Source organism: Halarchaeum salinum (assembly GCF_039520965.1).
In the GTDB taxonomy this organism is placed as follows: domain Archaea; phylum Halobacteriota; class Halobacteria; order Halobacteriales; family Halobacteriaceae; genus Halarchaeum; species Halarchaeum salinum.
Genome location: NZ_BAAABL010000050.1, coordinates 1 through 19,391 on the forward strand (window position 1 = coordinate 1; position 19,391 = coordinate 19,391).

Consider the following 19,391-nt stretch of genomic DNA (forward strand, 5'->3'; position numbering starts at 1 on the left):
ATCTCTTTCTCTCGTCCTGTCATTGCCCTACCAACTCAGAATACACCTAAATCTTCTGTGAACCACTAAGCCGCCGCGAATGACGAACGGGGAGCGATAGCGATCCGTGAGTAACGCGAAGCCGAGCGAAGCGAGGGTCCGCGACGAAACGAACGGGAAGGGGCGACCCGTGAGTAACGCGGAGCCGAGCGAAGCGAGGGTCCGCGACGAAACGAGCGCTGATCGAGGCGAGGCGCGAGTAGCGCAGCGACAAAGCCGCCGCGACGCCACGAGCACAACCCTCAAGAGCGTCAGCGCTGTACGCTTCGTGAACTGATGCGCCCGGAAGACGACGCCTACTTCGAGGGGCTCGAAACCCGACTCGACGAGGCCTTCGACGTCGCGGAAGCGGCCAAGACCCGCGGCGAGGACCCCAAACCCGAAGTCGAGATCCCGGTCGCGCGCGACATGGCGGATCGTGTCGAGAATATCCTCGGAATCGACGGCGTCGCCGAGCGCGTGCGCGACCTCGAAGGCGAGATGGGCCGCGAGGAGGCGGCGCTCGCGCTCGTCGAGGACTTCGTCGAGGGGACGGTCGGCGACTACGACACGCGCGCGGGGAAGATCGAAGGCGCGGTCCGGACCGCGGTCGCCCTGCTGACCGAGGGCGTTGTCGCCGCGCCGATCGAGGGGATCGACCGCGTCGAACTCCTCCAGAACGACGACGGGACGGAGTTCGTGAACGTCTACTACGCGGGCCCGATCCGCTCCGCGGGCGGGACCGCCCAGGCGCTCTCAGTGCTCGTCGCGGACTACGCGCGCTCCCTCCTCGGGATCGAGGAGTACGGCGCGCACGACGACGAGGTCGAGCGCTACGCCGAGGAGGTCTCGCTCTACGACGACGAGACCGGCCTCCAGTACTCGCCGAAGGACGAGGAGACGAAATTCATCGCCGAGCACATGCCTATCATGCTGGACGGCGAGGCCACCGGCGACGAGGAGGTCTCGGGATTCCGCGATCTGGAGCGCGTCGACACGAACTCCGCGCGCGGCGGGATGTGTCTCGTCCTCGCCGAGGGGATCGCCCTCAAGGCCCCGAAGATCCAGCGCTACACGCGCCAGCTCGACGAGGTGGCGTGGCCGTGGCTCCAGGACCTCATCGACGGCACCTACTACGGCGATGACGGCGGCGACGACGGGGCGAGCGATGACGGTGACGAGACCGACGCGGGCGACGAGGACGACGCTGCCGAAACGGACGACGCGACGCCGGACGGTCCGCCCCGCGTCGAGCCCTCGAAGAAGTACCTCCGCGACCTCATCGCCGGCCGGCCGGTGTTCGGCCATCCCAGCGAGACGGGCGGCTTCCGCCTCCGCTACGGGCGTGCACGCAATCACGGCTTCGCGACCGCGGGCGTCCACCCCGCGACGATGCACGTCGTGGACGACTTTCTCGCGACCGGCACCCAGATCAAGACGGAGCGCCCGGGGAAGGCGGGTGGCGTCGTCCCCGTCGACTCCATCGAGGGCCCGACGGTCAAACTCGCAAACGGCGACGTCCGGCGAATCGACGACCCCGCGGAAGCGTTGGAGGTGCAAAACGGCGTCGTCGAGATCCTCGACCTGGGCGAATACCTGGTGAACTACGGGGAGTTCATCGAGAACAACCATCCGCTCGCGCCCGCCGGCTGGACGGTCGAGTGGTGGGAGCAGGCGTTCGCCGCCGACGGCGCGGATGTCCAAGCCCTGCGCGATTCGCCGTACGTCGACCTCGACGACCCGGACGCCGAGCAGGCCCTCGCGTGGGCGAGCGACTACGAGACGCCGCTCCACCCGAAATACACCTACACGTGGCACGACCTCGCGCTCGCCGACCTGTGCGCGCTCGCGGACGCGATCGACGGCGCGGCCGTACAAGATGGTGCACTCGCGATTCCGAACACCGACGGCGCGTGCCGCGCGCTCGAACGCCTGCTCGTCGAACACGAACAGGGGGAGGGAACGCTCACCGTCGCGGACTGGCGGCCGCTCGTCCGCACGCTCGGTTTCGACGACGACTTAGAGCGCGACTGGACCGCCGACGACTTCGACGATGCGGTCCACGACTGGCCGAACGCCATGCAGGCCGTCGAGGAAATCGCGCCCTTCGCCGTGCAGGAGCGCGCCCCGACGCGCATCGGCAACCGAATGGGCCGCCCGGAGAAGTCGGAGTCGCGCGACCTCTCGCCCGCCGTCCACACCCTCTTCCCCATCGGCGAGGCCGGCGGCCCCCAGCGCTCCTTCCGCGACGCCGCCGACTACACGCCGGACATGCGCGCCGAACAGGGCCTCGTGGACGTCCAACTCGGCGAGCGCGCTTGCCCCGACTGTGGCGAACACACCTACAAACCCCGTTGTGGGGAGTGTGGCGCGTGGACCGATCCCCACTACGAGTGCGACGACTGCGGCGTCGTCGCCCAGCCTGACGAGTCCGGGCGCATCATGTGCCCGCGCTGCGAGCGCGAACTCGATAACGTCGAACGCCAGACGGTGGACATTCGCTCCGCGTACCGCGAGGCGCTCCAGGCCGTCGGCGAGCGCGAGAACGCCTACGACATCCTCAAAGGCGTCAAGGGGCTCACCTCGACGGAGAAGATCCCCGAACCAATCGAGAAGGGCGTCCTCAGGGCGAAACACGGCGTCACGACGTTCAAGGACGGGACTGTCCGCTACGACATGACGGACCTCCCCGTCACCTCGGTCCGCCCCGCCGAACTCGACGTCTCCGTCGAGCAGTTCCGCGAACTCGGCTACGACACCGACATCGAGGGTCGGCCGCTCGAACACGACGACCAACTCGTCGAACTCCGCGTGCAGGACATCGTCCTCCCCGACGGCGCGGCCGAGCACATGCTCAAGACCGCGGACTTCGTCGACGACCTCCTCAGCGAGTATTACGGGCTCGACCCCTTCTACGAGGTCGAGGAGCGCGACGACCTGGTGGGCGAACTCGTCTTCGGGATGGCCCCCCACACTTCCGCCGCCGTCGTCGGGCGCGTCGTCGGCTTCACGAGCGCCGCGGTGGGGTACGCCCATCCGTACTTCCACGCCGCGAAACGGCGGAACTGCTTCCACCCCGAGACGAAGGTCTGGTTCGAAGACGAGCACGGTGAGACGCGCTACGAGGCCATCGAAACGCTCGTCGAGGATCGTCTCGACTCTGAGACGGCCGCCGAGGACGACTTCGGCACGCTCGTTCAGCGACTCGACGGCGACGTCCACGTCCCGTCCGTCGATAGCGAGGGGAACGTCGTCCGGAAACCCGTCACGGCAGTCTCGAAGCACCGCGCCCCCGACCACATGGTGTGCGTCGAGACGCGGAACGGGCGGGAGATCACGGTGACGCCCGACCACGAGATGCTCTGCTGGAACGCGGGCGCAGTCGAGCGCGTCGAGGCCCGCGACCTCGACGGCGGCGAGAGAATCCCCGCGAAGCCCGACGCGTCCGAGACGACTCCCGCGGCGGCCGTCGCCGACGGCGGAGCACTCGAACTCGATGTCGTCGAAACCGCCACATACTCAAAATCTGATAAAGAATATACGTATTGTCTGACTGTCGAGGATACGCATTCCTTATTCGCCGAAAACCTTGCTTCTGCGCAGTGTGACGGAGACGAGGATTGCGTCATGCTCCTGATGGACGGCCTCCTGAACTTCTCGAAGTCCTACCTCCCTGACAAACGCGGTGGCCAAATGGACGCGCCCCTCGTGATGTCCTCGCGCATCGACCCGAGCGAGATCGACGACGAGGCGCACAACATGGACGTCGTCGAGCGCTATCCTCTCGAGTTCTACGAGGCGACCCGCGAGATGGCGGACCCCGAGGACGTCGACATCACCATCGCCGAGGAGTCCCTCGGTACCGATTCGGAGTACACCGGCTTCCGGCACACCCACGACACGACCGACATCGCGCTCGGGCCCGACTTATCCGCGTACAAGACGCTCGGCTCGATGATGGAGAAGATGGACGCCCAACTCGAGTTGGCCAGAAAGCTCCGCGCCGTCGACGAGACCGACGTCGCCGAACGCGTTATCGAGGGCCACTTCCTCCCCGATCTCATCGGGAACCTTCGGGCCTTCTCGCGCCAGGAGACCCGCTGTCTCGACTGCGGCGAGAAATACCGCCGGATGCCCCTCTCTGGCGACTGCCGGGAGTGTGGTGGGCGCGTCAACCTCACTGTCCACGAAGGCTCCGTGAATAAGTACATGGACACAGCACTTCAGGTTGCGGAGGAGTACGACTGTCGGGAGTACACGAAACAGCGCTTGGAGGTACTCGAAGCCTCCCTCGAATCCGTCTTCGAAGACGATCACAACAAACAGTCCGGCATCGCGGATTTCATGTAGGACTTTTTTGCCGTTCGGGGCCGCTTCGCGGCCCTCTCACGGCAAAAACCTCCACTAAAAACTCCCGCGAGCGCGCCGCGCTCGCGGTGGGTACGGGTCCGCGCCGCCCCTCCCGCATCGCATCCGCACCGCCCGCCGCAGAACTCGCCCCTCCCGCACCGTATCCGTCGCCTATGCGCCGAGCGCGAGGAGCGGTGTGCCGACGCCGATCTGCGCGCCGAAGAGGACGAACGCGCCGAGGACCGCCGCGACGAACACCAACACCCCGAGCAGGAGTTCGAGAATCACGACGACCTTCGCGCCCGTCTCGCCGGCGATCTCGACCGCGGCGATCCCGAACAGGTTCCCGAGGAGGACCGCCCACACCTCCCAGCGCCCCTGCTCGATCCCGGTTCCCTGGCTCGCCCGGTACGCGAAGTACCCCGGAACGAGGAGTCCGATTGGGAACGTGCACACGGCGACGATCGCACTTCCGAGCCACGTCAGCGTGGAGTACTGCTCGAAGAACTCGATGTCGCCGACACTTCGATTCGCGGTCTGTTGTCTGATCCCACACTCGGGACAGATGTCGGCGTCTTCGGCGATCTCGGTCCCACAGTTTCGGCAGTAGACCGTTCGCTGGATCGGTTCGTCGCTAGGGGGCATCGGTGTCGGGATGTCGTCGCGGCGCGCCTTAAAACCGAACGGTGACCGTCCCCATGCCTCAGGCTGTCAGCGTTCCTACGTCGACGTCCTCGGCGACGTCACGGAGCGCGTCGAGCGTCTCAGCGACGTCGTTGAGCGTCGTTCGCGGATTCATCAGCGTCAGCTTGAGCGCCTCGACACCGTCGACTTCGGTGCGTGCGATGACGGCGCGCCCGTCGCGGAAGAGGGCCTCGCGGGCGGCCGTGTTCAGCGCGTCGAGTTCGTCGTCGTCCAGCTCGCGCGGTTCGTAGCGGAAGAGGACGGTGTTGAGCGACGGTTCGGCGAGCAACTCGAAGTCGGGGGCGGAGTCGAGAAGCGCCGCGGCGCGGTTCGCGGTCGTGAGCACCGTCTTGACGATGGTCTCGAAGCCGTCGCGCCCGAGGGCACGGAACGCGAGATACGGCTTGAGCGCGTCGAAGCGCCGCGTCGTCTGCGTCGACTTCCAGACGAGGTTCGGGAGCGCGGAGTCGGCGGGGTTGAGGTAGTCGTCGTTGCGCGCGGCGTAGCCGAAATCCGCGCGGTCGTCGACGAGGAGCGCGCCGCAGCTGATCGGCTGGAAGAACAGCTTGTGGAAGTCGACGGAGACCGAGTCCGCCCGAGAGAGCCCGCCGAGCCGGTCGGCATCGTCGGTGAGCGCGAGCGCGCCGCCGAACGCGGCGTCGACGTGAAACCACGCATCGTGGTCGGCCGCGTGGTCGGCGAGCGCGTCGAGCGGGTCGATCGCGCCGAAATCCGTCGTGCCGGCGGTGCCGACGACGGCGAAGACGTGTTTGCCCGCGGCGTCGAGCCGTTCGAGCGTCGCGTCGAGCGCGTCGACGTCCATCCGGTGGTCGTCGTCCGTCTCGACCGTGCTGACCGCGTTGTGGCCGAGACCGAGGTGGTGGGCGGACTGCTCGGCCGTAAAGTGCGCCTCCGCCGAGCAGACGATCCGGAGGTCGTCGGCTTCGGGCGGCAGCCCGTCGCGCTGGACGTCGTGGTCGAAGCGCTCCCGACAGTAGCGATCCCGTGCGAGCAGGAGCGCTTGGAAGTTCGACTGTGTGCCGCCGCTCGTGACGACGCCGTCCGTCCCCTCGTCGAGACCGAAGAGGTCGCCGAGTGCTTCGATGAGTCGCTCCTCGACGACCGTCGCCGCGCCACTCTGATCGTAGGAGTCGAGCGACTGGTTCGTCGCGGAGAGCATCGTCTCGGCCGCGAGCCCCGACACCATCGGCGGACAGTGGAGGTGCGCGGCCGTCCGGGGATGCGAGGCGTTTACGGTGTGCGCGAGGACGTCCGTCGACACCTCGTCGATCGCGGCGTCGAGACCGACTCCGGACGCGGGGAGGACGTCGTCCGGCAGCGCCTCGCGGACCGCATCCGGCTCGACGCCGTCGAACGGGTCGTCCGTGTCCGTCGCCTCGACGGCGGCCTCGACCGCATGCTCCGTCGCCGCGCGATAGGCGTGTTCGCCCGCGTCGGTCCCGAGGAAGTGCTCGTCGATGCCGTCCGCCGTCATGCGTCAGCCTCCACCGCGGCCGCGGTGGCCTCCGCGAAGATTGCCGCAATCTCGTCGATATCGTCCCCGTCGACGACGAGCGGCGGGAGGAAACGCGCCGTCGAGCCGCCGCGGCCGCCGAGTTCGATGACGAGGCCGCGCTCGAAGCACTCTGTCCGAACGCGATCCGCGAAGTCCTCGTCCGCCGGGCGCGCGCCTGCGTCGCCCGGCTCCGTGTCGGCGTCCACGAACTCGACGCCGAGCATCAGGCCGCGCCCGCGGACGTCGCCGACCGCGTCGTAGCGCGCTTCGAGGTCGTCGAGGTGGCCGCGGAGGCGCGCGCCCATCCGTTCGGCATGGTCGTCGAGGTCGTTCTCCAGCACGTAGTCGATGGTTGCCTCGCCGGCCGCCATCGCCAGTTGGTTCCCGCGGAAGGTGCCGGCGTGCGCGCCCGGCTCCCAGACGTCGAGCGACTCGTCGTAGACGACGACCGCGAGCGGGAGCCCGCCGCCGACCGCCTTCGAGAGCGTGACGACGTCCGGCGTGATGTCTGCGTGCTCGAAGGCGTACGTCTCACCGGTGCGCCCGAGGCCGCTCTGGATCTCGTCGACGACCATCGGGATGTCGCGCTCGCGGGTGATCCGGCGGATCTCACGCGTCCACGCGTCCGGTGCGGGGACTGCGCCGCCCTCGCCCTGCACGAGTTCGACGAAGAGCCCGGCAGGGTCACCGAACCCGCGTCCGGGATCGTCGAGGAAGCGCTCGACGTACCGCGCGGCCGTCGCGCCCTCCTCGTCGCCCGCGTCGCCGAACGGGCTCCGATACCGGTAGGGATAGGGGAGGTGCTGGACGCCGGGCATGAGCGTCGAGAGTTCCTCCGTCGCGTGCGTATCGCCCATCATCGAGAGCGCGCCGTTCGTCATCCCGTGATACGCGCCGCGGAACGCGAGCACGTCGTCGTTCCCGGTCGCGGTCTTCACGAGCTTCAGTGCGGCCTCGATGGCGTCCGTCCCGGCGGGACTGCAGAACTGCACTTTCGCGGTCTCGGCGAAGTCGTCCGGGAGGCTCGCCATGAGTGAGTCGACGAACCGCTCCTTCGCCGGCGTCGTGATGTCGAGCGTGTGGATCGGGCGGTCGTTGTCGAGCGCCGTCTCCATCGCCTCAGTGACGACCGGATGGTTGTGTCCGAGTGCGAGCGTGCCCGCGCCCGCGAGGCAGTCGTAGTACGTGTTCCCGTCCATGTCAGTCAGCTCGACGCCCGTCGCCTCCCGAATGGCGAACGGGAGGTGACGCGGATAGGTGCGCGCGTTCGACTCGCGCGCCGCCTGTTGATCGAGCAGCCCCTCGTTTCCGACGTCTTCGTAGGTCATCGTTCGGCCTCCCGATCACGCTCGCTCGGCCGTCGCGGTATCCCAGTCACGCGTTCGTCTACTGTCTTTACGGGTAGGAAGGTATCGACCGGCGAACCCGTTGCCTACTGTGGTGTGGGTCCGTCCCGCACTCCCCGCCGGCGATTGAATTTAAGGGCCGACCGGGTGAACACCGGGTGCATGAGCAACGACTCACCGGTGAAGATCGGAACGGCAGTGTACGACGCGGACGGGAACGAGATTGGCACGGTCCGCGGGTTCAATAACGACGGCTTCTTCGTCACGACCCGTGAGGGCATCGCTGCGCTCTCCGTCGAGCACGAGCACACGCCCCACGACCTCGGTGAGGCCGAACTCCTCTGGCGCTGTTCGGACTGCGGCGCGGTCGGCGACGTCGAGGACATCCCGGACAGCTGTCCGGACTGTGACGCGCCGCGCGAACACCTCTACTACTGGACGGAAGACTGAGCCGACCGGCGACGCCGCTGTCGTCACCGATAGCGCTATCGCTACGCACCTCGTGAAAAACGGAAAGAACTACCTTAGAACGGGGCCTGCGGGCCTTCGTCGTCCTCGGCGTCATCGTCGCTGGTTTCGCCGGGGAACGACGGCGACATCCCACCGCCGTGGCCGCCTTCGCCGCCCATCCCGGTGTCGGCGTTGACCGTCTCGATCTCGGGGATCTCCTCGGTCATCCGGGCCTTGATCGCCTGAATCGTCATCGGGGAGATACCGCATCCCGAACAGGCACCGCTCAGCTGGATGTCAACCTCGCCGCTCTCGCGGTCGATGTTCGTGATCGAGGCGCTCCCGCCGTGCATCTGGATCTGTGGGAAGTTCCGACGGAGGAAGCTCGTGACGCGGTCCTCGAGGTCGTCGCCGGACTGGCTCTCGGTGCTCATATCCGCGAATAGGTGATTCGCGGCCTTAGGCTTTTGGTTGCCCGCCGTCCTCGCCCTCGTCCTCGAAGTCGAAGACGACGCGAAGCTGGTGTTCGATCCCCTCGACGTAGCGATCGAGCACCTCCCCGGCCTTCTCCGTCTCCACGACGCCCTCTAGACGCTCGATTGGCTCGTCCGGGAGTTCGACGCTGAACTCGCCGTCGCCCTCGTAGTGCGGTTCGCTTTCGTTGAGCACCTGCTGGTCGAGCGAGTGGACGAGCGTGCTGTCGTAGCGTCCGTTGAGGTCGTTGAACGCGCGCTTGTACGCGGTCTGGAGCTGCGGGAAATACTCCGTGTATTTGCCCTCCTCGAACTCCTCGGGCGTGAAATCGGCCATACACGACGTTCCGCCGCCGAGCGCTAAAAGCCGGACGGTCCGAGACGACAAACTCCATACCGCTATATCAAATGTCGCGGGCCATCGTCAGCTCGACGCGGCCACGGTGTTCGACCTCGAAGCCGAAGCGCCGATAGAGGGCGCGCGCGCAGCGATTCGTCGCCTCGACGGCGAGCCAGACGCGGCCGCCGCCGCGCGACCGGTGCGCACCGAGAAGGCCGCGGAGGAGCGCGGTTCCGATGCCGACGCCACGCGCGTCCGGGGTGACGAAGACGGCGAGCTCGTGGGCGTCGCCGGCCTCGATGAGCGCCGCATGCCCGATGACGTGGCTGTCGCGGCGCGCGACGACGCTCTGTGCCCCGAGGAGCGTCTCGACCCACTCGCGACGCTCGTCCGTATCGGCCGGTGGGAGGCCCTGCGTCCGATCGTTAGCAGGGAACGCGTCATACATCGCGGCCAGTGCGTCGGCATCGCGGGAGGTCGCGTCCTCGATCGCGACGCGCGTCCCGTCGGCCGCGCGAAAACTGAAGGGGTGGTCGCGGAGCAGTTCGTCCGTCGTCGTCCGTGTCGCGCTTTCGGTCATGTGGGCGGTCTCGTCGGGGTCGGTGGGCGCTCCGTTCGTGGGTCGATCGACTGGGCATGCCGGCGGGCGTGTGCTACGTGTGCTGCCATACAGCCGCCTACTACCTCTCCCCACAAAACTATAACGGTCGTTCGTTATGAATTGAGCTGATCGCCGACCGCCGCGTCGGCCGCCGCAACGAAGTTCGACTCGCGGCCCGCGGGCACCGTCGCGCCCGCCGCGACCTCGTGTCCGCCGCCGTCGCCACCCACCGCCGCTGCGGCCTCCGACGCGACCGCCGAGAGGTCGAGGCCACGCTCGACGAGCCGCGGCGTCCCCCGCATCGACACCTTGACGTCCGGGTTGCCGTCCACGCTGCCCTCCGCTCCCGCCTTCGTCGCGAACGCGATGATCGGGACGCCGGCGTCCACGCCGTCCTCACCCATCGCCATCCCCGCGACGATCCCGACGACCGTCTCGGGGAGTCGATCGCCGGCGTGGAACCACTGGACGTGCTCCTCGCGCTCGACGCCGACCTCGCGCACCACGTTTACGCCCGTCGCCAACGTCCGGCGATGCTCTCGCAGCAGCTCTCGGGCGGCGTCAAGCGGTGCGCCGCGCTCGCCGCGACAGACCGCGAGCCCGACGGCTGCCCGGTCGTAGCGCGCCGTCGCGTTGAGGAGCGTGGAGAACTCGCTCGCGTCCCGAAGCTCGCTCCCGGGTTCCTCCCCGAGCAGCGTGTACGTCGTCCCGATCAGCGCCTCCACCTCCGACGTGTCGACGCCGGTGCGTACCGCCCGCTGGACGAGCGCGCTCACGATCGTCCGGCGTTCTTCGGTGTCGAGAGCCGCCCATGTCTTCCATTCGCCGTCCTCGCGTAGGTCGGCGTCGAGACCGTCGAGGAACCGGAGCGCGCCGTTCCGATCGCCCGTGATTCCCGGGATCGGCACGTCGCTCGCGTACGCCAACAGCTTCGGCAGCGGGCGCGTCTGCGTTCCGAACACCGCGAGGTCCTTCGAGGCGTCGAGCACGCCCGCGTCCACGCCCTCCGCGACGATCGCCGCGTTTGCCCCGACGAGTTCCCCCTCCACGACCTGCATGTCGCCGACTGCACCGACGACGGCGAGCGCTGCCAGATTACGGTTATTCACGTTTTCACGACCGGCACCGAGCGCTCGTGCGATGCAGTAGCTCGCGCCTGCCCCCGAAAGCTCGCTCCCGCCGTCGAGTCCTTCGAGCAGGGGATTGAGGTGGTACTCGATGTCCGCCTCCGCCGGCTGGTGGTGATCCGCGATTACCGGCGTGAAGGCGTCGTACTCCGTGATGACGTCGAGCTGGCCGCTCCCGAAGTCGGTGAAGAAGACGGTGTCGTAGTCGGCCGCCGCGTAGCGCTCGACGGCGTCGCGATCGAGCTGTTTCTCGAAGACGACGTCGTGGGCGATCCCGGCGCGTTCGAGCGCCGTACTGGCGATCCCGGCGCTCGTCAGGCCGTCCGCGTCGATGTGCGACGCGAGCAGAAGGTCATTCGCCGCACGGAGCGGCTCGGCGCACCGCGCGGCCCGCGCGGCGAGTTCGGGAACGGGTGCGTCCATCGAGTGTGGCTACGCCGCCACCGCCGATAAACTCCCGCTCTCTCCCTTCCGCCCCCCGCGTCCCCCGCTCTCCTCGCGCCTCCTCGTGCTACTCGTGGCGACTCGGCGCGGCTGCCTCGACGGTTTCGGCCGCGAGCGCGTCGAACGACGCCTCCTCGGGGACGACGTTGACGCCGATTCCGTGGCGCTCCGCCGTTCGGGCCGTCGGATCGCCGATACAGCCGACGACGGCGTCGTTCAGTCCCGCGAGCGCGTCGTCGCGGACGCCGCGCGCCGTCGCGGCCTCCAGGAAGTGTTCGACGGTGAGCGAGGAGGTGAACAGCGCGGCCTCCAGCTCGCCCGCGGCCGCCCGCTCCGCCGACGCCCCGGCTTCGGGCGGTCGGACGAGTCGGTAGAGCACCGTCTCGTGGACGTACGCGCCCGCGTCCTCGAGGCCGTCGGTGAGCACCGCCGAGCCGTGATCCGAGCGCGCCACCTCGATGCGCGCGCCGTCCACCTCGGCTTCGAGGGCGTCGACGAGGCCAGCGCTCGAAAACTCCGCGGGCACGAGGTCGACGTCGTACCCCGCGTCGCGCAGCGCCCCGGCCGTGCTCTCGCCGATGGCGCAGAGCGTTGTCTCGCTACCGTCGAAGCCGGTTTCGGCGACGAGTTCGACGCCGGTCTTGCTCGTCAGGATCGTGTAGTCGGCGTCCTCGCGCGCCGCGTTCCGGGTCGGTTCGACGGCGAGCATCGCGTCGGGGACGGGCGTCGCGCCGAGCGACTCCAGCAGTTCGACGGCGGCCTCGAGGCGGCCGTCGTCCGGCCGGAACACCGCCGCGCGGACCTGCTGGGTCATCGCAGGAATGCCTCCAGTTCTTCGCGAACGCCCGCGACGCCGCCGATCACCGTCACGGCGGGCGGTTCGATGTCGGCCTCGTCACGCGCCGCGACGATGGTGGCGAGGGTACCGGTCGCGACGCGCTGGTTCGGCCGCGTCCCGCGCTCGACGAGCGCGACGGGCGTCTCGGGGTCCATCCCGGCCTCGACGAGCGCCGTCGTGTACTCGGGGAGGCGCGTGACGCCCATCAGGACGACGATGGTGCCGCCGGTCTCCGCGAGCGCCGCCCAGTCGACGGTCGACTCGGGCTTCGTCGGATCCTCGTGGCCGGTGACGAACGTCACCGACGAGGCGTGGTCACGGTGAGTTACTGGGATGCCGGCGACGCCCGGCGCGGCCACCGGCGACGTGACGCCCGGGACGACCTCGAAGGGAATATCGTGTGCGGCGAGGTACTCCGCCTCCTCGCCGCCGCGTCCGAAGACGAACGGGTCGCCGCCCTTCAGGCGCACCACGCTCTTCCCCGCGCGGGCGTACTCGACGAGGCGGTCGTTGATCTCCGCCTGCGTCGTCCGCTTGTCGCTGTGCGCGCGCTTTCCGACGTCCTCGGCGCGCTCCTCCGGGACCAGATCGAGGATCTCCGGGCCGGGGAGCCTGTCGTGGAGGACGACGTCCGCGCTTTCGAGGAGGTCGCGGGCTTTCACCGTCAGCAGCTCGGGGTCACCCGGCCCGCTCCCGACGAGGTAGACGGTGCCGGCCTCGGCGGTCGTCATTCCTCGGTCGCCTCCGCGATGAGGTCGGCCGCGCCCGCGTCGGCGAGGTCGTCGGCGAGCTCGCGTGCTTCGCGGGCGTAGTCGTCGAGGTCGAGTTCGCGCGTCTCCGTCACCGCGCTCGCCCCGTCGGCCGAGTACACCTGCACGTCCGTCCGGACGACTTCGCCCTGTAGGAACGCGTGAACGCCGATCGGCGCGATACAGCCGCCACCGAGCTCTTCGAGGACGACGCGCTCGACGGTCGTTTCGACGCGCGAACGCGGGTGATCGAGCGCCGACTGGATCCGCTCCGCGACGTCCGTTCCCTCGCGCGCCGTCACCGCGAGCGCGCCCTGTCCCGGTGCGGGGACGAACTCGCTCGTCGGGAGATCGACGAGGTTCACGCTGTGCGCCAACCCGGAGCGTTCGAGGCCGGCGCGCGCGAGGACGATCGCGTCGTACGCGGTGTCGACCTCCCGCCCGAGCGCCTGTTTCTCCAGTTCGGGGAGCGAGTCGAACCACGCCTCGACCGTCTCGCCGTATTCGCGTTCGACGTCGTCCGGGGATTGCTCGCCGTCCGCCTCGGCGCGCTCACGGCGCTCCTGATACGCGTTCTCGGCCTCCTGACGCGCCTCGTGTTCGGCCTGCAAGTGCGACGCCAGCAGCTTCTCGACGCGCGTATCGACGTTTCCGCGGAGGCCCGCGACCTCCAGATCGGGTCGGTGCGCGCGGAGCTGTGCGCCCCGGCGCATGCTCGACGTCCCGACGACCGCGCCCTCGGGGAGGTCCTCGAACGCCGTGCCGTCCGGCGTCACGAGGGCGTCGCCCGCGCTCGCGCGCCGCGGAACCGCCGCGACGATGAGGTCCTCGGGCATCTCCGTCGGGACGTCCTTCATCGAGTGGACGGCCGCGTCGACGTCGCCCTCCAGCACGCGCTCGTCGAGCGCGCGGACGAACGCCCCGGTCTTCCCGAGGTCCGCGATGCGCTCGTCGGTGATCCGATCGCCCTCGGTTTCGACCTCCACGAGTTCGATGTCGTGGCGTCGCTCCTCGAGGGCGGCCTCGATCTCGCCCGCCTGCCGCAGCGCCAGCGACGACCCCCGCGTCGCCAGCCGAATGGACTCCTCTCGCATACTCTTCGTTCCGATACGCGCCCTGAAACCCCCTTCGGATACGCTCAGAGGGTGTTCCGATAGGCCTCGATCGTCTCCTCGACGTCCGCCGCAGTGTGGGCGTATGAGACGAACTGCGATTCGAACTGGTTCTGCGAGAGCATGACGCCGTTCTCGAGCATTTGCGGGCGGAAGACGCGGTTCCATCGCTGGACGTTCGCGCGCCCGACGTCCGCGCCGTTCCGCGGGGCCTCGCCGTCCCGCGTGAAGACGACCTTGAACAACGAGTCCGTCCCGACGACGCTGTACTCGGGCGCGCGCTCCGCGACGACGTCGCGCAGGCCGTCGCGCAACTGCTCCGCGAGGTCGTTCATGTGCTCGTAGACGTCGTTCTCGGCGGCGTACGTGAGCGTCTCCAGCCCCGCGGCCATCGTCACCGGATGCCCGGAGAAGGTGCCGGCCTGGAAGACGTCGCCCGCGGGCGTGAGCTCCTCCATGATCTCCGTCCGCCCGCCGATCGCGCCGATCGGGAACCCCCCGCCGATGACCTTCCCGAACGTCGTGAGGTCGGGCGTGATCCCGTATTTCCCCTGCGCACAGGAGAGCCCGCCGACGCGGAAGCCCGTGATGACCTCGTCGAAGACGAGCAGCGCGCCGTGGTCCGCGGTGAGGTCGCGAAGCGTCTCGTGGTACCCCTCGCGGGGCTCGACGATCCCCTTGTTCGCGAGGATCGGCTCGACGAGCACCGCCGCGATCTCGTCGCCGTGTTCCTCGAAGACCTCCGTGATGGCCTCCTCGTCGTTGAACGGCACGGTCAGGGTGTGCTCGGCGAACGACGCCGGGATGCCCGGCGAGGACGGCGTCGTCCCGTCGCCGTCGCCCTCGACGAGCGTCGACTCCTGCGCGCCGTGATAGCCCCCCTGCATCACGACGACCTTCTCGCGGCCCGTGTAGCCCCGCGCGAGGCGGACGGCGGACACCGTCGCCTCCGTCCCGGAGTTGACGAAGCGCACCATCTCGACGCTCGGGACGTGGCGCGCGATGAACTCCGCGTGCTCGATCTCGACTTCGGTCGGCATCCCGTACATCGGCCCCTCGCTCGTCCGCTTCTGGACGGCTGACTGGACGGTCTCGGGCGTGTCGTGGCCGAGCAGCAGCGGCCCGAGTCCCATCACCCAGTCGACGTACTTGTTCCCGTCCGCGTCGATCACCCGTCCCGCGTCGCCCTTTTGCACGAACGTCGGATACGGTTGCGGGGCCGCGCGCACCGAGGAGTTCACGCCGCCCGGCAGCACGCCGAGCGCCCGGTCGTAGAGGTCACGCGAAGTGTCGCGGTTCATACGCGAAAGACAGCGCTGCCAGCGGGAAAGACCTTACTGGCTTGCGCCTACACCGCGTCCGGGCCGGTCTTCCCGGTCCGGATCTGCGTGGCCGCGCTAACCGGGAGGACGAACACCTTGCCGTCCCCTTTCTGTCCGGTCTTCGCGCCGTGACAGATGGCCTCGACGACGTCGTCGGTCGGCGTGTCGGCGACGACGCACTCGACTTTCACCTTCTGGTGGAGGTCGACGACGTACTCCTCGCCGCGCCACTGGCCGGTCGTCGAGGGCTGGCTCCCGCGTCCCGAGACGTCAGTGACGGTGAGCGACGGCGCGCCAATCTCGGCGAGTTCCGTCTTCACGTCGCCGAGTGTGTCCGGGCGGATGTAGGCCATCACGAGTTCGATGTCGCTCGCCGGGCGACCGCCGTCGGTGACGACGCCGCCGTCCGGCACGCTGACGCTCTCGTGCTCGCCGAACTCGGGATACGTCTCGACGCCGTGCATCGTGACGTCGAGGCCCGTGTTCTCCGAGTCGGAGTCGACCCGCGCCCAGTTCACGCCGCGCGCGGCGAGGAAGACGACCGTGGTGACGCCCGCGCTCAGCGCGACTATGACGGCGATGCCGAGCACCTGGACGCCGAAGGCGGCGAGCCGCGAGCCCGTGAACGAGGCGGCGACGAACGGGAACGCGAGCGTCCCGATGATCCCCGCAGTGCCATGGACAGGGAAGACTGCACAGACGTCGTCGACGCGTAGGCGGTGCTCTACGAAGTCGAAGACGATCGGGAGCTGTGCGCCGCCGATGAGACCGAGGGCGACCGCGCCCGGCCATGCCGCGACGTCGGCGACGGGCGTGACGCAGACGAGGCCGGCGAGCAGGCCGTTCGCGAGGAACAGCGTGTCGAGCTTCCGCGTCTTGTACCACGCGACCGCGCCCGCGCCGACGCCGCCGAACACCATCCCGAGCGTCGTGTCGAGGGCGACCCGACCGACGTACGAGAAGCTATCGAGGACGAGCTGGCCGTTCTCGACGGCGAAGACCGACGCCGCGGTGCCGACGTTGAAGCCGTACCAGCCGAAACAGAGGATGAGCGTCCCGAGGACGGCGAGCGTGATGGAGTGACCGGGCATCACGTTCGTCGAGCCGTCGGCGTCGAAGCGCCCGCGGCGCGGCCCGATGAGGTACGCGCCGACGAGGCCACCGACGCCGCCGAGCGTGTGGACAACGGCACCGCCCGCGAAGTCGTGGAACCCCATCGTCGCGAGCCAGCCGCCCGACCAGACGAGCCCGTCGGCGATCGGATAGATGATGCCCGTGATGACCGCCGTGTAGATGACGTACATCCGCGGTCGCGTCCGGCCGGCGAGCGCGCCGGAGACGATGTTCGCGGCGGCGATTGCGAAGACGCCGCCGAAGAGCCAACTCGTCCACGTCCCGGTCTGGTCGGCCGGCGCGTACACGCTCGCGAACGCCGCGCCGACATCGAGCGCCCCGCCGCCCGTCACCTCGCCGACAATCGTCGCGACGGCGGCCCCGACGCCGAAGAAGACGATGAAGCCGACGACCATCGTGATGATCGTCTGCGTGAGCTGGTTCGCGACGTTCTTCGCGCGGACCTGTCCGGCCTCCAGCATCGCGAACCCCGCCTTCATGAAGAAGACGAGGAACGTCACGAGCAGCACCCAGACGAGGTTAACTCCCGTCGCGACCGTCGTGAGGTCGCTCACGGCGCGCCCTCCGCGGTACTCTCGGCGTTCGTGTCGTGCTCAGTCACGAGGGAGCGCAAGCCGTCCACCGACAAAAGCCCTTGCTTAAAAAGTACCGCGTATATCGGATATTATCAAACGTACATCCAATACTAATACAATATGGTCGCGTATAAGGATAAACGAGCCCGGTTGTGAGGCAACTATTGCGCGAAACGTGGGTGCCCGTCCACCGGACTCGAAACGGCGAACCTACGTGACGGCGTCGAGCGCCGCCGGTCGACGGGTGACTGAGTACGACGAGCGTGGTCGTCGACCGGGACCACGGACACGACGGTTCAGGGTTCGACGACCACCTCCGGGCTCGGCCGCCGCGCGACGCGCGATCGACCGCGGCCTCTCCCGACGCCGGGGCGAGCGGGGCCGGTCCTCCGGGCGCACCGCGTCACCGCGTCGGCGTCGGGGGCCACGCTCAGACCGCCTCGGGGCCGGTTTTCCCGGTGCGAATCTGGAGGGCTTCCTCGACGTCGATGATGAAGACCTTCCCGTCGCCTGGTTCGCCAGTCTTCGCGCCCTCGCGGATCGCGTCCGCGACGTCCGCCGCGGGGATGTCCGCGACGACGCACTCCAGTTTCACCTTCTGGTGGAGGTCGACGACGTACTCCTCGCCGCGCCACTGCTCGGTCGTCGAGGGCTGACTCCCCCGCCCCGAGACGTTCGTGACCGTGAGGGACGGCGCGCCGACCTCGGCGAGCGACTTCTTCACCTCGCCGAGGCGGTCCGGGCGGATGTAGGCCATCACCAGTTTGATCTCGCCGTTGTCGGGCTCCTCGTCGTCGGTGTCCTCACCACCGTCGGTACGGATCTCGTGTTCTTCGATGTCTACACCACCGTCGGTGCGGATTTCGTGTTCGTCCATGTCCATGTGTACGCCACCGTCAGTGCGGATCTCGTTGTCCTCACCGCCGTCGGTGCGGACCTGGTTGCGCTCGCCGCCGTCCGTGACGACGCCCTCGTCGACGAACTCGGGGTACGCCTCGATGCCGTGCTCGCCGCGATCGAGTCCGATCTCCTCTTCGTGCTCGTCGACGCGGAGGCCCCAGATGCCGTCCGCGATCTTCAGCGCGATCGCAGTCGTGACGATCGTCCAGACTGCGATGACGATGACACCGACGATCTGCATGGTCAGCTGCGGAACGAAGTCCGCGTAGCCGCCAGCAGCGAAGACGGGAATCAGGATGGTACCGATCGCACCCGCGCTCCCGTGGACCGCGAAGACGCCACAGACGTCGTCGATCTTGAGGTTCTCCACGACCCAGCGGTAGACGATCGGGGTCTGGACGCCACCGATGAGGCCGATGATCAGCGCGCCCCACCAGGTGACGTGCGCACACGCACCCGTGATCGCGACGAGGCCGGCGAGTAGGCCGTTCGCCGCGAAGAGCGGGTCGGGCTTGCCCTCCTGCATCGTCGTGACGAGCGTCGAACCGACCGCACCGATGCCCATCGCGAGCGTCGTGTTCAGGGCGACACGACCGAGCGCCGCGCCGTTGAACGAGAGCGTCTGCGCGTCGACGTTCGCGCTGAGGACGCTCGCCTGCGTCCCGACGTTGAAGCCGTACCAGCCGAACGCGAGGATGAGCGTCCCGATGACGGCGAAGACGACCGAGTGACCCGGGATCGGCCGCGGGTTCCCGTCACTGTCGAAACGCCCGCGGCGTGGGCCGACCATGTACGCCGCGACGAGGCCGGCGACGCCGCCGAGCATGTGCACGACGGTCGCGCCCGCGAAGTCCTCGTAGCCGGCACCGATGAGCTGGCCGAGGAACCCCGAGCCGGCGAGCAGGCCGCCGCCCCAGGCGAAGCCGCCGATCACCGGGTAGATGATCGCGGTGAGGCAGATCGCGAGGAAGACGTACGCGGAGAACTTGATACGCTCCGCGACGGCCCCGGAGACGATGGTAGCCGCCGTCATAGCGAACACCGCCCCGAAGAGCCAGCCGATCCAGCTACTCGGCGAGTTGATGTACGCGAACGCCGAGGCGACGCTCACGGCCTGCCCGGACGTGAGCATCCCGGCGAGCGCGTAGACGCCGTTCCCGACGAGGAAGAACACGAGGACCCCGAGCGCCCAGTCCATCATGTTCTTCATCACGACGTTCCCGGCGTTCTTCGCGCGGACCTGACCCGCCTCGAGCAGCGCGAACCCCGGCTGCATGAAGAAGATCAGGAAACAGACCACCAGCGTCCACACCGTGTTGACGCCGTTGGCGATGTTCGCGACGTCTACCATGCTTCCTCCCCACCGATACGACCGTCGGTTAGACGTTCGTTCACCTGATCCGCGTATTTAC

The 19,391-nt window shown here is 68.5% G+C and carries 15 protein-coding genes; 2 read left to right on the top strand and 13 right to left on the bottom strand.

Going from position 1 to position 19,391, the window contains the following annotated elements; translation table 11 throughout:
- Positions 1-315 precede the first annotated feature (315 nt).
- Positions 316-4,368 (top strand): DNA-directed DNA polymerase II large subunit, encoded by a 4,053-nt coding sequence (locus tag ABDZ36_RS08735; protein WP_211312728.1) that lies wholly within the window; start codon positions 316-318, stop codon positions 4,366-4,368.
- Positions 4,369-4,539: 171 nt separating this feature from the next.
- Here ABDZ36_RS08735 and ABDZ36_RS08740 read toward each other — a convergent pair whose 3' ends face one another.
- The 3 genes from ABDZ36_RS08740 to ABDZ36_RS08750 are packed head-to-tail and all read right to left on the bottom strand — an operon-like array spanning position 4,540 to position 7,896.
- A complete protein-coding gene (locus ABDZ36_RS08740; protein ID WP_211312729.1) occupies positions 4,540-5,013 on the bottom strand; it encodes a zinc ribbon domain-containing protein in 474 nt (157 codons plus the stop codon).
- 58 nt (positions 5,014-5,071) lie between these two features.
- Complete coding sequence (locus ABDZ36_RS08745; protein ID WP_211312730.1) at positions 5,072-6,547, bottom strand: pyridoxal phosphate-dependent decarboxylase family protein; 1,476 nt, start codon at positions 6,545-6,547, stop codon at positions 5,072-5,074.
- Positions 6,544-7,896: a diaminobutyrate--2-oxoglutarate transaminase gene (locus ABDZ36_RS08750; RefSeq protein WP_211312731.1), complete on the bottom strand. Its 1,353-nt coding sequence runs from the start codon at positions 7,894-7,896 to the stop codon at positions 6,544-6,546. The genes ABDZ36_RS08745 and ABDZ36_RS08750 overlap by 4 nt, the downstream gene beginning before the upstream one ends.
- A gap of 180 nt (positions 7,897-8,076) precedes the next feature.
- On the opposite strand from ABDZ36_RS08750, the gene ABDZ36_RS08755 reads away from it, so the two are divergent.
- Positions 8,077-8,364, top strand: coding sequence for a DUF7130 family rubredoxin-like protein (locus ABDZ36_RS08755; RefSeq protein WP_211312732.1), 288 nt, complete (start codon positions 8,077-8,079; stop codon positions 8,362-8,364).
- A gap of 74 nt (positions 8,365-8,438) precedes the next feature.
- On the opposite strand, the gene ABDZ36_RS08760 is transcribed toward ABDZ36_RS08755, so the two are convergent.
- From ABDZ36_RS08760 to ABDZ36_RS08805, 10 genes are all read right to left on the bottom strand, one after another.
- Entirely contained in the window at positions 8,439-8,798 is a 360-nt protein-coding gene (locus ABDZ36_RS08760) for a NifU family protein (protein ID WP_211312733.1), read from the bottom strand.
- 25 nt (positions 8,799-8,823) lie between these two features.
- Positions 8,824-9,174: a DUF5783 family protein gene (locus ABDZ36_RS08765; RefSeq protein WP_211312734.1), complete on the bottom strand. Its 351-nt coding sequence runs from the start codon at positions 9,172-9,174 to the stop codon at positions 8,824-8,826.
- A gap of 67 nt (positions 9,175-9,241) precedes the next feature.
- Positions 9,242-9,757, bottom strand: a complete 516-nt coding sequence (locus ABDZ36_RS08770; protein WP_211312735.1) for a GNAT family N-acetyltransferase — start codon at positions 9,755-9,757, stop codon at positions 9,242-9,244.
- Positions 9,758-9,891: 134 nt separating this feature from the next.
- Positions 9,892-11,328, bottom strand: coding sequence for a RecJ family nuclease (gene recJ / locus ABDZ36_RS08775; protein WP_211312736.1), 1,437 nt, complete (start codon positions 11,326-11,328; stop codon positions 9,892-9,894).
- A gap of 88 nt (positions 11,329-11,416) precedes the next feature.
- Positions 11,417-12,163 (bottom strand): uroporphyrinogen-III synthase, encoded by a 747-nt coding sequence (locus ABDZ36_RS08780; protein ID WP_211312737.1) that lies wholly within the window; start codon positions 12,161-12,163, stop codon positions 11,417-11,419.
- On the bottom strand, positions 12,160-12,918 hold the full coding sequence (gene cobA, locus ABDZ36_RS08785; RefSeq protein ID WP_211312738.1) for a uroporphyrinogen-III C-methyltransferase: 759 nt from the start codon (positions 12,916-12,918) through the stop codon (positions 12,160-12,162). The genes ABDZ36_RS08780 and cobA overlap by 4 nt, the downstream gene beginning before the upstream one ends.
- On the bottom strand, positions 12,915-14,030 hold the full coding sequence (gene hemC / locus ABDZ36_RS08790; protein ID WP_211312739.1) for a hydroxymethylbilane synthase: 1,116 nt from the start codon (positions 14,028-14,030) through the stop codon (positions 12,915-12,917). Before hemC ends, cobA begins: the two co-directional genes overlap by 4 nt.
- Positions 14,031-14,074: 44 nt before the next feature.
- Positions 14,075-15,349 carry a glutamate-1-semialdehyde 2,1-aminomutase gene (hemL, locus tag ABDZ36_RS08795; RefSeq protein WP_211312740.1) on the bottom strand — a complete coding sequence of 425 codons (1,275 nt, stop codon included), beginning with the start codon at positions 15,347-15,349 and terminating at the stop codon, positions 14,075-14,077.
- Between the two features lie 47 nt (positions 15,350-15,396).
- Positions 15,397-17,058, bottom strand: coding sequence for an ammonium transporter (locus ABDZ36_RS08800; protein WP_211312741.1), 1,662 nt, complete (start codon positions 17,056-17,058; stop codon positions 15,397-15,399).
- Between the two features lie 451 nt (positions 17,059-17,509).
- On the bottom strand, positions 17,510-19,330 hold the full coding sequence (locus tag ABDZ36_RS08805; protein WP_211312742.1) for an ammonium transporter: 1,821 nt from the start codon (positions 19,328-19,330) through the stop codon (positions 17,510-17,512).
- Positions 19,331-19,391: the final 61 nt, after the last annotated feature.